At 60.6% G+C, this 14023-nt stretch carries 18 protein-coding genes; 10 read left to right on the top strand and 8 right to left on the bottom strand.

All coding sequences use genetic code 11. The features are described 5' to 3' along the window. The first annotated feature begins 218 nt into the window (after window positions 1–218). Window positions 219–1631, top strand: a complete 1413-nt coding sequence (locus HII33_RS03525; protein WP_425483979.1) for an MDR family MFS transporter — start codon at window positions 219–221, stop codon at window positions 1629–1631. A 192-nt stretch (window positions 1632–1823) separates the two neighbouring features. Here HII33_RS03525 and HII33_RS03520 read toward each other — a convergent pair whose 3' ends face one another. Together HII33_RS03520 and HII33_RS03515 are read right to left on the bottom strand one after the other, a co-directional pair. Next, a complete protein-coding gene (locus HII33_RS03520) occupies window positions 1824–2603 on the bottom strand; it encodes a GNAT family N-acetyltransferase (RefSeq protein WP_179394413.1) in 780 nt (259 codons plus the stop codon). A 235-nt stretch (window positions 2604–2838) separates the two neighbouring features. Further along, a complete protein-coding gene (locus tag HII33_RS03515) occupies window positions 2839–3024 on the bottom strand; it encodes a DUF6440 family protein (protein WP_179394412.1) in 186 nt (61 codons plus the stop codon). Window positions 3025–3141: 117 nt separating this feature from the next. On the opposite strand from HII33_RS03515, the gene HII33_RS03510 reads away from it, so the two are divergent. The 4 genes from HII33_RS03510 (at window position 3142) to HII33_RS03495 (ending at window position 5613) form a co-directional block, all read left to right on the top strand. Then, window positions 3142–3960: an HAD family hydrolase gene (locus HII33_RS03510; RefSeq protein WP_179394411.1), complete on the top strand. Its 819-nt coding sequence runs from the start codon at window positions 3142–3144 to the stop codon at window positions 3958–3960. Window positions 3961–4074: 114 nt separating this feature from the next. After that, on the top strand, window positions 4075–4689 hold the full coding sequence (locus tag HII33_RS03505) for a hypothetical protein (protein WP_179394410.1): 615 nt from the start codon (window positions 4075–4077) through the stop codon (window positions 4687–4689). Between the two features lie 27 nt (window positions 4690–4716). Next, on the top strand, window positions 4717–5109 hold the full coding sequence (locus HII33_RS03500; RefSeq protein ID WP_179394409.1) for a hypothetical protein: 393 nt from the start codon (window positions 4717–4719) through the stop codon (window positions 5107–5109). Between the two features lie 129 nt (window positions 5110–5238). Then, window positions 5239–5613 carry a hypothetical protein gene (locus HII33_RS03495; protein ID WP_179394408.1) on the top strand — a complete coding sequence of 125 codons (375 nt, stop codon included), beginning with the start codon at window positions 5239–5241 and terminating at the stop codon, window positions 5611–5613. A gap of 197 nt (window positions 5614–5810) precedes the next feature. Here HII33_RS03495 and HII33_RS03490 read toward each other — a convergent pair whose 3' ends face one another. The 3 genes from HII33_RS03490 to HII33_RS03480 all read right to left on the bottom strand — a co-directional run bounded on the left by HII33_RS03490 (window position 5811) and on the right by HII33_RS03480 (window position 8721). After that, the gene (locus tag HII33_RS03490; RefSeq protein WP_179394407.1) at window positions 5811–6287 is read right to left on the bottom strand and encodes an S-ribosylhomocysteine lyase; all 477 of its coding nucleotides are present in this window, start codon (window positions 6285–6287) and stop codon (window positions 5811–5813) included. A 40-nt stretch (window positions 6288–6327) separates the two neighbouring features. Further along, window positions 6328–7449: a 5-methyltetrahydropteroyltriglutamate--homocysteine S-methyltransferase gene (locus HII33_RS03485; protein WP_179394406.1), complete on the bottom strand. Its 1122-nt coding sequence runs from the start codon at window positions 7447–7449 to the stop codon at window positions 6328–6330. Window positions 7450–8007: 558 nt separating this feature from the next. Beyond that, the gene (locus HII33_RS03480; protein WP_179394405.1) at window positions 8008–8721 is read right to left on the bottom strand and encodes a hypothetical protein; all 714 of its coding nucleotides are present in this window, start codon (window positions 8719–8721) and stop codon (window positions 8008–8010) included. 190 nt (window positions 8722–8911) lie between these two features. On the opposite strand from HII33_RS03480, the gene HII33_RS03475 reads away from it, so the two are divergent. The 4 genes from HII33_RS03475 (at window position 8912) to HII33_RS03460 (ending at window position 11247) form a co-directional block, all read left to right on the top strand. After that, entirely contained in the window at window positions 8912–9106 is a 195-nt protein-coding gene (locus HII33_RS03475; protein WP_179394404.1) for a helix-turn-helix transcriptional regulator, read from the top strand. Between the two features lie 2 nt (window positions 9107–9108). Beyond that, window positions 9109–9798 (top strand): hypothetical protein, encoded by a 690-nt coding sequence (locus HII33_RS03470; RefSeq protein WP_179394403.1) that lies wholly within the window; start codon window positions 9109–9111, stop codon window positions 9796–9798. 12 nt (window positions 9799–9810) lie between these two features. Continuing rightward, a complete protein-coding gene (locus HII33_RS03465; protein ID WP_179394402.1) occupies window positions 9811–10254 on the top strand; it encodes a hypothetical protein in 444 nt (147 codons plus the stop codon). Window positions 10255–10626: 372 nt separating this feature from the next. After that, window positions 10627–11247, top strand: coding sequence for a helix-turn-helix transcriptional regulator (locus tag HII33_RS03460; protein ID WP_179394401.1), 621 nt, complete (start codon window positions 10627–10629; stop codon window positions 11245–11247). Between the two features lie 54 nt (window positions 11248–11301). Here HII33_RS03460 and HII33_RS13880 read toward each other — a convergent pair whose 3' ends face one another. The 3 genes from HII33_RS13880 to HII33_RS03450 all read right to left on the bottom strand — a co-directional run bounded on the left by HII33_RS13880 (window position 11302) and on the right by HII33_RS03450 (window position 13426). Then, window positions 11302–11436: a hypothetical protein gene (locus tag HII33_RS13880; RefSeq protein WP_281362204.1), complete on the bottom strand. Its 135-nt coding sequence runs from the start codon at window positions 11434–11436 to the stop codon at window positions 11302–11304. Between the two features lie 58 nt (window positions 11437–11494). Next, entirely contained in the window at window positions 11495–12406 is a 912-nt protein-coding gene (locus HII33_RS03455; protein WP_179394400.1) for a hypothetical protein, read from the bottom strand. A gap of 93 nt (window positions 12407–12499) precedes the next feature. Then, window positions 12500–13426: an alpha/beta hydrolase gene (locus HII33_RS03450; protein WP_179394399.1), complete on the bottom strand. Its 927-nt coding sequence runs from the start codon at window positions 13424–13426 to the stop codon at window positions 12500–12502. A gap of 155 nt (window positions 13427–13581) precedes the next feature. On the opposite strand from HII33_RS03450, the gene HII33_RS03445 reads away from it, so the two are divergent. Continuing rightward, window positions 13582–14016, top strand: coding sequence for a MarR family winged helix-turn-helix transcriptional regulator (locus tag HII33_RS03445; protein ID WP_179394398.1), 435 nt, complete (start codon window positions 13582–13584; stop codon window positions 14014–14016). Window positions 14017–14023: the final 7 nt, after the last annotated feature.

Below are 14023 nucleotides of genomic sequence, written 5' to 3'. Positions count from 1 at the left end.
ACTAACGAATCGATCATAGCACTTATCGCGGGCAAAACAAGCCTTGCTTTGGCTGAAAAATCCGTGCTATACTGACCGTCGTTGCATGACGCACCCCATAGACATCGCACAGCGCGGGCGCCAACCCGCGCTGCCGCTCCACCCCACCGGCTATCCGGTGGGGTGTTTTTGCGTCGTCGACGGGCGCGCCCCACAGTAAAGGAAGGCAAAAAAACACAATGGAAATGACACAATCACAACCGGAAGCGCGGGTCCACCTCGCACATCCGGCCCTCGCAATGCTCGGCTTGATGATCGGCGCGTTCGTCGGGATGTTCTCCGAGACCGCCCTGAATATCGCCTTACCGAGCCTAATGGCCACGTTGCACGTCACGCCTGGTACCGTGCAGTGGCTCGTCACTGGCTACATGCTGGTGATCGGGATCTGCATGCCGCTGTCGAGCCTGCTTGCGCGGCGCTTTGCGACCAAGCGCATCGTCAGCGTCGCCCTTGGCGCCTTCATGGTCGGCGCCCTAATCGACGCCACCGCGACCACTTTTCCACTCGTCCTGGCGGGTCGCATGGTCCAGGGCGTTGGGACCGGGTTAGTCCTGCCGCTGATGTTCGCCGTGGCAATGCAGATCTTCCCACCGCACAAGCTCGGCACCGTGATGGGTCTTGCCGCCTTGGTGATCATGTTCGCGCCGGCGATCGGGCCGACCCTGACCGGTCTGCTCCTCGCCACCGCCAGCTGGCACGCGGTTTTCTGGGTCTTCGTCCCGCTGCTAGCGCTCGCCCTGGGGCTGACGCTACTCGCCCTGGATGACGTCTACCCCCGCACCGACGCCCCGATCGACTGGTGGAGCGTCACCCTGTCGACGCTCGGCTTCGGTGGACTGGTCGTCGGCGTCTCGCTGGCGGCCGACCGTGGCTGGCGATCCTGGCCAGTCCTTGGCGCCTTGATTATCGGGGGGCTCGCGCTGATCACCTTCAGCCGCCGCCAGCTCAGGCAGTCGCCGCCGATGCTGAACCTGCGCGTGTTCACGCGTCCTGCTTTCACCACCGGGATGTTGCTGGTGATGCTGGACTTCGGCGTGATCCTGGCCACGATGTACCTGCTGCCGACATACCTTCAGACTACGATGGGCCTGCCCGTTGCGCTGTGCGGCCTGGCAATGCTACCCGGCGGGTTAGTCAACGCGCTCGTCTCGGCACTGGCCGGGCGCCTCTTTGACCGTTACGGGGCCCACTGGCTGACGCGCGGCGGCTTCGCCCTCGCCGCCCTAGGGCTCGGTGTGCTCCTGTATTCCGATGCGACCAGCCCGCTGGCCGTCGTGATCCTCGGCCATGTCATCCTGATGATCGGCGCACCGCTCGCCATGTCGCCTGCCCAAACCTATGCGCTCAACGCACTCGACGGGCCACTCAGCGCTGACGGGAGCGCCGTACTCAACACGGCCCAGCAGATCGTCGGCGCCTGCGCCACGGCGATCGCGACCAGTCTACTGGCGCTGGGCACCCACCAGCACATGGGGCAGCTGGGGCAAACCGTCGGGATCCACTTCGGCTTCTGGTTCGCCCTGGCCCTGACCGGACTCGCCTTTGGCCTCGCATGGCGGATCCAGGCACCGAGTCAGCCAGCAGGTCAATGACCGCTGGCGAATGACCCGAAATAACGAATTCACTAACCTTTCGTCATAGAACCTTCACAGTTCCCCGGTAGGATAGGAACCATAGAAATGAGCTTGCCTCTCACTTCTAACCCCAACCCACTTTTTCATATCCTACTCCGAATCCGGATCAGTTCCCCCTGGTCGGATACCAATCCACGAGCCCGCTGCCCCCTAACAGCGGGCTTTTTGATCGTCTAACGGGACCCACAAGGTATCCGCGATCAGCGTCCGTACCGGCTCGAAGCCCAGCTTCGCGTAGAGCCGCCCAGCGGCGACCGCGCGCTCGCTTTGAACCAAAAAAACGGTCGAGCGCCCATACGCGACCATCGCGGCCCAGACCGCCGCAATCAAGCTGGTCGCCAAGCCGGCGTGGCGTGCAGTTGGGGCCACGGCGACGAAATCCAGTCGCCCGACCTCACCATCCACCTCCGCATAGGCGTAGCCGGCCAGTCTGCCATCTCTGATCGCGACGAAGCACCAGTGCGTCGCATCCACCGGCGGCAGCTGCCCGCGCCAGAACTGGTGGTGAAGGGCCTGGACCGCAGGTGTCAACGCCTCAAGCTGCCGCACCCCCGCCCCACCTGCGATCGGAGTGAGCCGCCAGATCGTCTCTTGCGTGCGTGTCGCGTGATGCGCCGCCAGCCACGCCGAGAGGGCTTGATCTGCTGCCGTGTAGAAGAAGCACAATTGCGCCGGTCGTTGCGTGAGCTGTGCAGTCAGCATTGGCATCACCTGGTCGAGCGTGGCCGCTTTGCGCAAGTACGGCCCCCAGACTTCGGCGGTCCAGACTGACCCGACGGCATACTGCTCTAACCCGGCCAGCACCGTTGGCGTGTCGATCACCGTCACGTCGGCAAGACCTTCAGCGATCGCCGCCTCGGTCTCCCCGACATATTCACAATAGTGGCTCGGATTCTGATTTGCTTGCATGAAGCGTGTGGCCAGTGTCATCGCGTGTTCCTCCAAGGGATGCGTCGGGTCGTTCGAACCAACTGTCTGGTTGCGCAAAAAATACAAAATTGTTAATGATTAAATGGCGTACAACTGGTACAATGGAGACAACGAGGGATACCAGTCTCTCGCCAAACCCTTTTTCTTCATATCGATCCCACTCCTTACCCCCATCAGCCCCCCTGAGTCGGGTATACCTGAAGCGCCGCTGCCCCACCAGCGGCGCTTCAGTGCGTTAATCGAGGGACCCGTCGTATAGCAAGGGATGACCCTGCGCATCGACGAGCACGACCAGACTACCGCCCCCGACGCCGACGGTGCTACACAGATATTGCACGCGCGTCTGTCGGTCGACGAGGATCTCGATCACATGCGCATAGCTAGTCTCTTGGTGCACCCGGACGAACCGTTGATCTTTCATTGGCTCACCTCCTTATCGTGCTTCAGTGTGCCCCAGTCAAGTGACTTTGGCAAGCGGTTGTTTTCGGTGGTGAAAACGCTTAGACTGAAGGCATCACATAGACAAAGGATGTCAGGCATGTCAACATACGCAATTTTTATGGACGTCGACGGGACCCTGGTCGATCATACCCAGATTCCCACTGTCGCGACCAAAGCCGCGATCGCGAAGTACCGCCAGGCGGGCCATCAGTTCTTCATCGCCAGCGGTCGGCCACTGTTCTCCGCCCGCGAGATGGCTGACCGGGTCAGCCCCGGGTTGAACGTCATCGGCGCCAACGGGTCAGTCACTCAGATCGACGGGACGATCGACGCCTGCCACTTCACGGCTGACGCGCTGAGCCAAATGTATGCGGCCAGCCACCGGTTGCAGCTGCCGACCTACTTTTTCACCCAGGAACGCGTGCTCTACCTCGACGCATTGCCGACGCACATGACCCAAGATGGGTCCAACCGGATCGCCGGCCAGGATCCTGCCCACTACCTGCGGATCGATTCGGCCGAGGCGCTGCTGGCGCATCAAGCTGAGATCACCAACGGGATCGCGATCGAACCGCTCGACGCCGAGAAGCTGGCCGCAGCCCGAGCTGCCTACACGACGATCACCGACATCGACACCTCAAGCTCTGCACCGGACAACATCGAGATCACCGCTCACGGCGTGAACAAGGCGACGGCGATCCGCCGCGTCTGTGCGCAGCTCAAGATCCCACTGGACCACACGATGGCGTTCGGCGATGGCAATAACGACCTCCAGATGCTGACCACTGTCCGGTACGGTGTTGCGATGGGGAACGCCAACGCAACCGTGAAGGCCGCGGTCGACTACCACACGCGCGACATCCACCACGACGGCGTGGCTGCCTTCTTGCACCAATTCTTCGGCGACCAGGCCTGATCTGACCACAAACACGTCCCTGCGACGTGTTTTTTTTGGTTTCAGTGGCCTAAGTCTTGTGGCGATCGCCGCCTCGGATTAGAATATAATTAATAAAGCATGAGGAGTGGGCATATGACACGCACATCCGCGCACTGGCTCGCCCACGTGACCGTGATCGCTTTGATCAGCGGGCTCTTGACGGCGTGCGGCCAACCAGCCAAAACTGATTCGACAGCAGCCTTGGTCCGTGAGAACAAGCAACTCAAGTCCCAGCTCAGCCAGGTGCGCGCCAAGCGCCTGGTCGTGACTCCGACGAGCTTCGCTGCGGGCAAAGAAGGCATCGTTCAAGACTTGCAAAGCGAGCCACAGTTCGGCATAACGCTCAAAGCCGTCACCAATGACTTCAGTGCCCAAGGTGAAACCATTATTGCCGCCGATACGCGCGGCGTGGTCCTGACGGCGCGCAAAGGCGTTCAAGTCACTGTGACCTACCATAACTACGCGCGATCGGACGGTTTTGCGCCCAGACTCACCGACTTCACCATTCGCGGGTTCGATGACCAGCCCGGTCAGATCGTCAAAAACCAGATGGCTGGTGGTGGCCGGGCCGCCAGCGGCACCACTGGCACGATGACCTTTTGGGCCGAGATGCCGAGCTTCAAGGGCAGTGGCAGTCCCTTCACCATCAGTTACCAAAGTGCGGGAATGCTGGTACCACTGTGCTTCACGACCACCCTCACCAACTAAGCCCAATTCGCCAAAGGAGTGATTGACATGATCCGGTCACGGTTAGCCGGCGCCTTGCTCGTGGCCCTAGCAGGCATCACTAGTTATCAGGCGCTGCGCCCAATGTCTGTCCCCACAGTCACCGCAGCTAAGACCAAGCACGCCACTAAACCGCGCATTACCAGTTACTTAGAGATCCAAAACGAGCAGACCGGCAAGTCCGTTCGCTACAATCAGACGTACACCGAAACCGCAGGGTCTGCGACCGCGACCACGACCGAAGGATCCGGCTGGCTGGGGCTGACTTATGCCGAGCTGCCGTGTTTTCCCCGCTACGGCCTGACCGCCCCACAGATCAAGGCCAAAGTCGAGCAGATCGGCGTGACCGCCACCAACAAACAAACCTGGCGCGTCACCCGCTATACCGTGACCTACAAGTAAGGGCCCAGCAAGCGCCACAGACTTGTCGGCAGGCGCCCCAACGCAGCTTGAGCCCCCGGCCAGTTCAGTGGGCTTTTTTTTGCACGGCCACTCGAAAGCGCGTACACTAGCCATAAGGAGGTGCCGGAGATGAAGACACACCAGATCATGTGGCTGTGGGCCAGCGCAACGGTGCTGGGCCTGATCGCCCTATACCTTATCCTGTTTCGGACCGGCTACCCGTGGCTTGCGTGGGCCGCTTACCTCGTGTGGCTGATCGCCAATCAGGTCATCTGCCGCAAGGTCATCCGCTTGCGCCGCCGCGCATTGGCGACCATGTGGGGCTTGGCCGACCAGATCGACTATGGTCCGGCCGACATCCAGCGACTCGCGCCGCAATACGGCGTGATCGACTGGCAGCACTCCCGCCCCGAACATTCGCTATTCTCACCGTCCAGTAAGACGATCGTGTTCGTGACCACCAAGTTACAATCGCTGATCGACACCCGCGCCGCCTTGGGCTGAGTGCGGCGACACAAAGCGGCTGAGCCATAAAGCGGTTTTACCAGAGCATAAACGCGGTCCCGTGAAAACCCTGAGCTTAGGGCTTTCGCGGGACCGCGCTTATTCGACTTGGGCGTCGCTTCATGGGTCGTACTCGTCTGGAACAGTCGTGATTCATTCTTGGGCCGTTAATTGTGTTTTAGCCCCTTTGTGTTCGGTCAGACCAACACGCGCCGGTCGAATGGGTCGACCGAGATCCCCTGGCTCAGGATCAGCTTGCTCCACTCCTTCGCCGAAAACAGGCTGTGGTCCTTGTAGTTCCCACAAGACTCGATCGTCGTCCCGGGCACGTCTGCCCAGGTGATCGCCGTCGTGATCGCCGTCAGGCTCCCTTTGAGCGCCGTTGCGACCTCGGTCGTGCTGTGCTCGCCCCAGGTGATCAGATGAAACCCGGTGCGGCAACCGAACGGTGAGCAGTCGATCACACCATCCATCCGGTCGCGCAACAGACTGGCCAACAGGTGCTCGATCGTGTGCAGACCACCGGTCGGGATCGCATCCGCGTTGGGTTGAACCAACCGCAGATCAAAATTCGAGATCTTATCGCCGTGCGGGCCTTCCTCTACCGCGATTAAGCGGACATACGGCGCCAAGACCCGCGTGTGATCTAATTCAAAACTTTCGACTTTTGCCATTCTGATCTCCTCCATTAAATGATGATGCCAGCATACCACGTCACGCCCACAGTGTCTGCGCGATCTCTTGAACCAACTGCAACTTCGCCCATTGCTGCGCCTCGGTCAGTTTGTTCCCTTCCTCAGTGGAGGCGAACCCGCACTGCGTCGACAGGGCCAGATTCGCCAGCGGGATCAGCGCCTTCGCCTCGTCGAAGTGGTGCTCGATCTGTGCAGGTGCCTCGAGGTCTGGGAACTTAGACGTGATCACCCCCAGCACCAGTGTCTTGTTCGCGTCGTGATTCCAGATCGTCTCAAGCGGCGCAAAACTACCTGAACGCGGGTTGTCATATTCAAGGAATAGCCCGTCATATGGCAGATCCTTCAGGTATTCAGCGACATACTCATAACCGCCAGTGAACAGGTAAGTCGATTGGAAGTTGCCGCGGCAGATATGTGAGGTGACCGTCAGATCATCCGGTACTTGGGCAAGGATCCCGGCAAGCAGCCGGTGTGAGCGCTCGGCCAGCTCGATGAACGGTTGGGCCGCCGTCTTATCGCCTGCCGTGCGACGCAAATTGTGGATCAAAAACGCCCAGTTCGTGTCGTCGATCTGGATGTAGCGGCACCCCAGCGCGTAGAAGCGCTGGATCGTCTGGACATACGCCGTGATCACATCTTGTTCCAGCGCGTCGATGCTGGGGTAAAACTCAGCCCAGTTATCACTGCGATGATCACGGAACAGCAACGAAGGCGTCGGGATCGTCTGCTTGGCCAGCACCCCTTCCGGCACGATGCTGTTCAGGTAACTGAATGCGTCAAAGAACGGGTGTGCCGGGTTGAAGGTGACGCGGCCAGCCAGCTTAACGTTGTCCGCAGGCGCGATATCGCCTTTGAAGTTCTTATCGTACGTCGCGTGGCGCAGTTCAGCAACACCGCTTAGGCCCCAGAAGAAATCGAGGTGCCAGTACTGGCGAGAGAATTCCCCGTCCGTCACCGCCTTGAACCCCAACTCGACCTGCTTGTCGACAATGCGGCGGATCTCCGCCTGCTGGATCGCCTGTTCCGCTTCAGTTGTGATCTTGCCAGCCTCTCGGTCAGCGTGGGCTTGCTTCAAAGTCGCCGGGCGGAGCAAGCTCCCGACCAGATCTGCGTGAAATGGGGCGTGTGTCGTCGTTGTCATGTTTTGTCCTCCGTGATTGGCTTGTGTGTACGGGCAGTGTGATGAGCGGGGCATCGGCAAGTGTCCCTAGCGGTGCGGGTACATTGTCACGCCGTCAGCTGAACAAAAAAATCCCTCGACTGACTACCAGTCGAGGGACGATCGCTCGCGTTACCACCCTGTGTTCGTGGGTCACCCCACCTCAGCGGGACCCTGATGATCCCCGGCATCTGTAACGGTTGCACCCGGCTCAACGGCGTGAACCCCTGGGCTGCTGATTGAAGCTCATCTTCACCAGGTCGCCGCGTCCCTTTCTCACCATCCGGGGTCTCTTTAGCGCGGCTTGCTGGCTACTCTTCTTCGCGTAGCACGTCATCTGTTGTTGTGGTTCATGATAGCCGCGAACTCTCATGATGTCAACACCGTTTTTTAATCTGATCCATCAGCGCTGACCGGAAAGACCCGCCCCGCGACTCAACGCACCGGTGCTGACACGCCCTCATCGCGTCGGTCTTCCGCAGCCTTGTCAGCCCACCCCCGACGCCCCAACCTTGGCCTTAATCCAGCGGCGTTAGCGCGTCAGTCCGCGATCAGCGACTGTGTGATCACCGCAGCGAGCCGTATCCGGCCGACCAGTTCGCGGGTCTCATCACGGCCGTAACCGTTCAAGTCGGCGCGGTACGCCAACCCCTCACAGGCGCGATAGCGCAGCGTTGCACCGGCCGCCTGACACAAGCGCGGCCACTCGCCATCATTCATCGCCGCGGTCCCTGTGAGCAACAGGGGCATCAAGTCAGCGGTGAATCGCTCACTGCCCGCGGTGATATCGATCCCGGCTAGTCCCAGCACCGCACTTGCGACACGGTTCGTCAAGGCTTCAGTCTCACGCCAGGTCTGCGGATGGCTCGCCCAAGCCGCCGGTGTGCGTCCAAGCACCTCGTAAGTGGCCGGTGGCAGCGTGGAGCGGCCTAACGCCAGTAGCTCGTCCGGCGCCAGCGCGGTCCAGGTCACCAGCCGATCAAAATCAACGAGGTGGACCGTTGCGTCCGCGGGCACCGACGGCAGGGCCGCCCGGACCAATTCACGCCGTGCGTATGCGGCGCCGCGCACCGGGAGCCGGACACTGTGCGGTTGCTGCATGACCCATGTCTGCAGCCAGTCCGCCGTAGTCTCGCCCACGCTCAGCCATACCGAGGCATAGGCCGCCTGCCAGTGCGCCAGTGCAGCCGTCAGCTGTGATCGGGTGTAGCGGTCCGCGCGCCGCTCCTGCAAGGTGGCTAATAAGATCGTCATCTTCATCCCTCCGTTTCCCCCTAATCATGCCACGTCGCGGCGACCGCAGGGATTACAAAAGCGTTAAGACACCCACGCTGCGTCAATTGCGACCAAGATCAGCGCAAAAACACGGTCGGTGTACCCTAATAATGTAAAATATACTTGTCATTTCGTTGGCTATGTCATACACTACAATCGAGGTGAACCGATGAAGAACACAAAGATGCGCGCTGCCCGCGCCGAACACGATCTCACCCAAGCAGAACTGGCCGACCGGATCGGCGTGACCCGCCAAACCATCGGTGCGATTGAAAAAGGCGACTACAACCCGACGATCCAGCTCTGTTTGCGGATCTGTAAGGCACTGAACAAAACACTTGATGACCTATTCTGGGAGGATTGACCATGACCACTCGCTTCGATGAACGCCAGATCCAACTTCAGCATCGCGGCTACCCTTGGGCACTAGCCGGCTTGATCGGGCTACAGCTCGGCGCTTTGCACGCTGAGCTCGTCTTAGGACACCCATTGTTCGCCAGTCAGCTGGGGCTGATCAGTGTCACGCTGGCCTTGACCGGCGGCGGCCTGATCACCTACTTCCTGCTAACGGATGCCTACCTTACCCCCACCAACCAAGGCCTGCTCCCGGTGCTGGCGCTCGTCTTATGGGCGCTGACTGGTCTTCAGATCCACCAGCTCGTCACCAGCACTGCACGCGGCACGCTCGATCCGCTGTGGGTGCACGGCCAGATCGGCGCCGGGGCGACGGCGTGGGCCCTGGTCCTCGCCGTCGGCCTTCCTGCCCTGACCGCGACCGGCAAGGCGATCGCAAATGGCACCTTGAGCTCACTGCGCCCGACCCCGCGACGGCTGGCTATCCTGATCGGCTGGGTAGGGCTTTTGGCGCTGACGCTGTGGGTGCGTGCCGGGCGCGCAGACGTCCACACCTCCGTCGGGACGACGGTGACCAACTTCCTCATGATGCTACTACCGCTGATCATCGTCGATGGGACCGTCCGTCACCACCGGCGACTGGCACTCGCGATCGCGCTTGCTTGGGCTGCGCTCTTGGGCTATCTACAACTATTTCACTGAGGAGGACGTGCTATGTTTGATGAACGTCAATTGACGGCCCGCCGGCGCGGCTACACCGGCGGCTTCTGGGGACTGCTAGGGCTACTGGGGGTCAACCAAACCAGGATCATGCTCGCCGACCACTCGCTGTTTGCCGATCAGTTCACCCTGACCATGTGGTGTCTCTTGCTTGTCATGACGCCGGTGACCTGTTACTTCATCCTCACTGGCGCCTACCTGCGCCCTCACCAAGGCGACGGCAGTCTGCTCGCCTTTGCGCTACTCGGGCTCGCCTGGTTACTGATGGCTGGCCAAGAGCTGTGGTGGCAAGTCACCCTTCATTACGGCCAGCCTCTGATCCACAACGGGCAGCTGACGGCTGACAGTGTCAGCGCGGCGCTGCCGCTGATGTGGGGCGTGATCGGTGGTGTCGCCGGCTTCCAGTGGTGGCGCAACCGTCACCCCAAAGCCGACTAGCGCCCGCATGAGGCCACCAGTCTCTCCCATCGACCCAGCCGACGATCGTCCGCGATAACAAGTTGCTTGCGCAATCACCCAGGACTTGGCGCCTGTCAGCCATACGATGCGTCTCGCAGCGGCAGATCGGCCAGTCGATGCCTGAATGATTGCCCGGGAAATAACCTGCCCCGCGACTTGCCCAAAGAAGCCTGCGCGGCGAATGACAAGCCGCCGGTCTGGGTGCAGACCCCGTTTGCCAGGCGCTCAGCCCCTCCAGTCGCACCTAGGGCCCTCATGCTTGACGCGCAACAAAACTCGTCGCCGCTTAGGCTAGTCACCCGACGGGCCACCGCGTATCATGAAGGCGAATCGTGAATCGGAGGGATCATCATGACACCACTTGGCACCAACCTACAAGCCGCACGGCAGGCGCACCACCTCACGCAACAGCAAGTCGCCGACCGGCTCAACCTCACCCGGCAGACCATCTCAGGATGGGAGACCGGCCGCACTTACCCAGATCTGGAGAGCCTGATCAAGCTCTGCGACTTGTTCGCCCTTTCGTTGGACACCTTAGTTCGTGCAGACCATGGCTTCGTCACCGACTTGACGCAAAAAGCGCGCGGCCTCAAAGTCGCGCGCCAGAGTTACTGGGCGACGATGCTCGCGTCAGCACTCCTATGTCTGCTATTGATGGGCCACATTTTTCACTGGCCCGGCATGCGGCTGCCCCAGCTGAGCTTCTCGCTTCTCGTGATCTTGACCAGTGCCATCACCGTCGTCAGCCAATTCGTGCGCACGCGCTACTGGCACCTCGTCCGCCCACATGTGCCACCCTTAGTCTGGCGGCTGATCGCCGTCTGCCTGCTATGGCTGGGCGTCGCCCTCGCCTACTTCTGGCGCAACGGGTGGCGCCTCGACAGTCTCGTCTTCATTGGAAGCGGCACCGCAACGGTGCTGATCGCCCTCATCTACAACTTGCGCCATCCGGATCGCGCCCACCCCGAGTGAGTCAGCCACGCCAAACAGCGCGCCTGAACGGCGCGCTGTTTGGCGTGGTCCGGGCTAACGAGGCCACCGTCCAGCCGCTTCCAGCGCCTGGACCGCCCAGACGATTCCCGTCTTGACGGCCAGTGCGATCACGAAGAATGCCAACACCGGTCCACCAACATACACCAACAGCATTGCGATAAACGCCATCAGATCACCTTCTTCGATAATGTGGTGACGCCAGTATCCCATAGCCGAACAGGCCTGTCTAGTTTGACGCTCGGCGGCGTTGCAGTGCGCGGAGTACCTGACCGACCAACGCGAGGCTCAAGCCGACGACGACGGTGATCCCGGCTACCCGTTGCCAAGTCGGGGCGAACTGGTGGAACAGCTCCTGCCAGATGATCTGATCTAGGCCACCAAGGTTGCCCAGCAGCGCAACGAACGTGCGTGAACCGGCGATCATCGCGCCTAGACCACCGAGAAAGGCGATCACGTAGGTCACCCGCCCGGCCACTTTGAACCAGCGTTGCCAGCTATGGCTACAGTACAGCATGATCGCCAAGACGATCAGCGCGAGGATCGCCCCGACGATCGCCGCAGTCTGGACCATCAAGGTCAGCATGGGATAGACCAGCCCCCACCCTTGCAACATCAAGTCACGGGTGATCTTAGTCTGTATCATGGTAGCGACCTTGGTCTCGGTCTGCTGGCGCATCGTGCCGCTATAGGCCAGCCCCTGGTCCTTGGCCGCCTTGACCAACTCGGCCGTGATTGCTTGGGTCAGGGGGGTCAGATCTAACGGTGTCTTGGCCGTTGAAGCGGTGGTCACGTATGCCGGCACCACCATCGGCGTGCGCGCTGGCACGGCGTTGAAGTTACTACTGATCGCCAAGCCAGTGCGCAGCGCCGCCTTCAATGCCGCTTCGGGCGTGACGTTGGTCGTCGCCTCGAGTTCTAACCCTTGGCCCTGCGCAACTGCCAGCGTCGCGTTATTGACCCGCGTCTGGATCGCTGCGAAGGCACGGCGATCCACTAAGACGCGGTATACCTGCGTCGGTCGCCCGAACGTCAGGGCAAAGCCAAGTCCAACTGCCCCGACGATTAGTAGCACACTGTACACCAAACTCCAAAAGCCGAGCCAGCCGCGGCTGATCGGGGTATATTTCGATTCTTGCATATCGGTATCCTCCGCCTTTATTATACATGAAACCCGCAGTATGCTGACCGCAAGCAAAAAACCAGCGCAAGTGCGCTGGTCCGTTCGCTGTGCTCATGGCATGTAGCGGTCAAGCCACCCCAGCACCACTTTGCGGTACTGGGTGGGCTGCTTATCGAGACTGGCCGCATGCTTCGCGCCTGGCACCAGCCAGAGGCGCTTAGGGGCCGTCGTTGCGTCGTAGCTACGCGTTGCCATGCTCGGCGGCACGAAGGTATCCGCTAAGCCATGGATGAAGAGGATCGGCCGGGTGTTGCGCCGCAGCGCCGGGATCGTCGAGGCGGTAAAAACGTTGTAGCGTGCCCGGATCGTCGCAGTCAGGGCGACTAGCGGGACCAAGGGGTAACGCGGGATCCCAAACTGACTCTTGGCCTGGTAGCTCAGTTCGTCCATGATGCTGGTGTACCCGCAATCCTCGATGATCGCCTGGACTTGCTGCGGCAGTCGTTCCCCACTCAGATACATCACGGTCGCCCCGCCCATCGATTCCCCGTACAACGCGATCTGGCTCGCGCGCCCGGTGCGGTCGATCAATCGATCCAACCACTTGAGGTAATCGAGTCGATCGACCCACCCATAGCCGACGTAATCCCCCTGCGAGCGGCCATGGCCACGGTCATCTGGGGCCAGTACATTATAGCCGGCTGCGTGAAACAGCTGGATCTTCGCGGCCATCTCTTGGCCAGACCCCATGTAGCCGTGCGCGATCACGACCGTGCGCGCAGTCGCCTTGGCGGCTGGCACATAGGTGGCGACCAACTTAAGGTCACTGGCCGCCGCTTGCATATGCCAAGTTTCCTGGGGGACCGACTTCAACCACCGTTCCGCGTCGCGTTCCAGCTTGCTGTGCGTGTTCGCCAAGAACGTCTTGTGCGCCGGGACGAAGGCGTAGTCATAGAAGTACAGGCACGCCCCTAGCGTGCCTGCCGCGACCAGCATCCCCATCAAACTTGCGATCAGTGTGCCCTTCCGGTGCTTCATCTCGCCACGCCCCTTTCTGTCGAACCCCCATGTTAGCGGACCACGACGATTTCGTCAACGGCCTATACATTTTTCTCATTTTCGAGTCGTTTTGTTTTGCCTGGAATGCGTTTTCTGCTAGACTGTTTGCAGAACCGTTGAAGGGGGGCAAAACTATGGATAGAGACAGCCTGCTTGCAGGCTTCATCGATGTGTATTTCGGCTCGATCAAGAACGTCGAGACCCTGATCTCACGCCCGGTCGCCGAATACCGCTTGTCGTTCGAGCAATACCAGATCCTGCACGACATCGCGCACAATCAAGTCACAAGTTTGACCGAGATCGTGCAGCGACGCGGCGTCACCAAACCGGCGATCGCACGCCAGTTGGGGATGCTGCGTTCACTGGGCTATGTCACGCAGACCGTATCACCGCAAGACAAGCGCCGCCACATCTTGATGCTGACGCCAGCTGGTCGCCGCGCTGAAAAAGCGGCTGAACAGGCGGCACAAGCAGAATTCGACCGGTGGATCGAGGTCTTGGGTCAAGCAAAACTGGAGACATTGCTCAACATGCTCGAAGAGGCCAGCACCAAGCTCTTCGTCTCCTGACCTGATT

It is taken from the genome of Lacticaseibacillus absianus (genome assembly GCF_013407595.1).
GTDB lineage: Bacteria > Bacillota > Bacilli > Lactobacillales > Lactobacillaceae > Lacticaseibacillus > Lacticaseibacillus absianus.
Note: the sequence above shows the minus strand (reverse complement) of the source record. Positions and strands in the feature narration are given on the sequence as shown.

Excerpts from the sequence above, each read along its gene's own strand:
- HII33_RS03525 (WP_425483979.1), top strand. The coding sequence starts at position 219 with ATGGAAATGACACAATCACAACCGGAAGCGCGGGTCCACCTCGCACAT.
- HII33_RS03520 (WP_179394413.1), bottom strand. The coding sequence starts at position 2,603 with ATGACACTGGCCACACGCTTCATGCAAGCAAATCAGAATCCGAGCCAC.
- HII33_RS03515 (WP_179394412.1), bottom strand. The coding sequence starts at position 3,024 with ATGAAAGATCAACGGTTCGTCCGGGTGCACCAAGAGACTAGCTATGCG.
- HII33_RS03510 (WP_179394411.1), top strand. The coding sequence starts at position 3,142 with ATGTCAACATACGCAATTTTTATGGACGTCGACGGGACCCTGGTCGAT.
- HII33_RS03505 (WP_179394410.1), top strand. The coding sequence starts at position 4,075 with ATGACACGCACATCCGCGCACTGGCTCGCCCACGTGACCGTGATCGCT.
- HII33_RS03500 (WP_179394409.1), top strand. The coding sequence starts at position 4,717 with ATGATCCGGTCACGGTTAGCCGGCGCCTTGCTCGTGGCCCTAGCAGGC.
- HII33_RS03495 (WP_179394408.1), top strand. The coding sequence starts at position 5,239 with ATGAAGACACACCAGATCATGTGGCTGTGGGCCAGCGCAACGGTGCTG.
- HII33_RS03490 (WP_179394407.1), bottom strand. The coding sequence starts at position 6,287 with ATGGCAAAAGTCGAAAGTTTTGAATTAGATCACACGCGGGTCTTGGCG.
- HII33_RS03485 (WP_179394406.1), bottom strand. The coding sequence starts at position 7,449 with ATGACAACGACGACACACGCCCCATTTCACGCAGATCTGGTCGGGAGC.
- HII33_RS03480 (WP_179394405.1), bottom strand. The coding sequence starts at position 8,721 with ATGACGATCTTATTAGCCACCTTGCAGGAGCGGCGCGCGGACCGCTAC.
- HII33_RS03475 (WP_179394404.1), top strand. The coding sequence starts at position 8,912 with ATGAAGAACACAAAGATGCGCGCTGCCCGCGCCGAACACGATCTCACC.
- HII33_RS03470 (WP_179394403.1), top strand. The coding sequence starts at position 9,109 with ATGACCACTCGCTTCGATGAACGCCAGATCCAACTTCAGCATCGCGGC.
- HII33_RS03465 (WP_179394402.1), top strand. The coding sequence starts at position 9,811 with ATGTTTGATGAACGTCAATTGACGGCCCGCCGGCGCGGCTACACCGGC.
- HII33_RS03460 (WP_179394401.1), top strand. The coding sequence starts at position 10,627 with ATGACACCACTTGGCACCAACCTACAAGCCGCACGGCAGGCGCACCAC.
- HII33_RS13880 (WP_281362204.1), bottom strand. The coding sequence starts at position 11,436 with ATGGCGTTTATCGCAATGCTGTTGGTGTATGTTGGTGGACCGGTGTTG.
- HII33_RS03455 (WP_179394400.1), bottom strand. The coding sequence starts at position 12,406 with ATGCAAGAATCGAAATATACCCCGATCAGCCGCGGCTGGCTCGGCTTT.
- HII33_RS03450 (WP_179394399.1), bottom strand. The coding sequence starts at position 13,426 with ATGAAGCACCGGAAGGGCACACTGATCGCAAGTTTGATGGGGATGCTG.
- HII33_RS03445 (WP_179394398.1), top strand. The coding sequence starts at position 13,582 with ATGGATAGAGACAGCCTGCTTGCAGGCTTCATCGATGTGTATTTCGGC.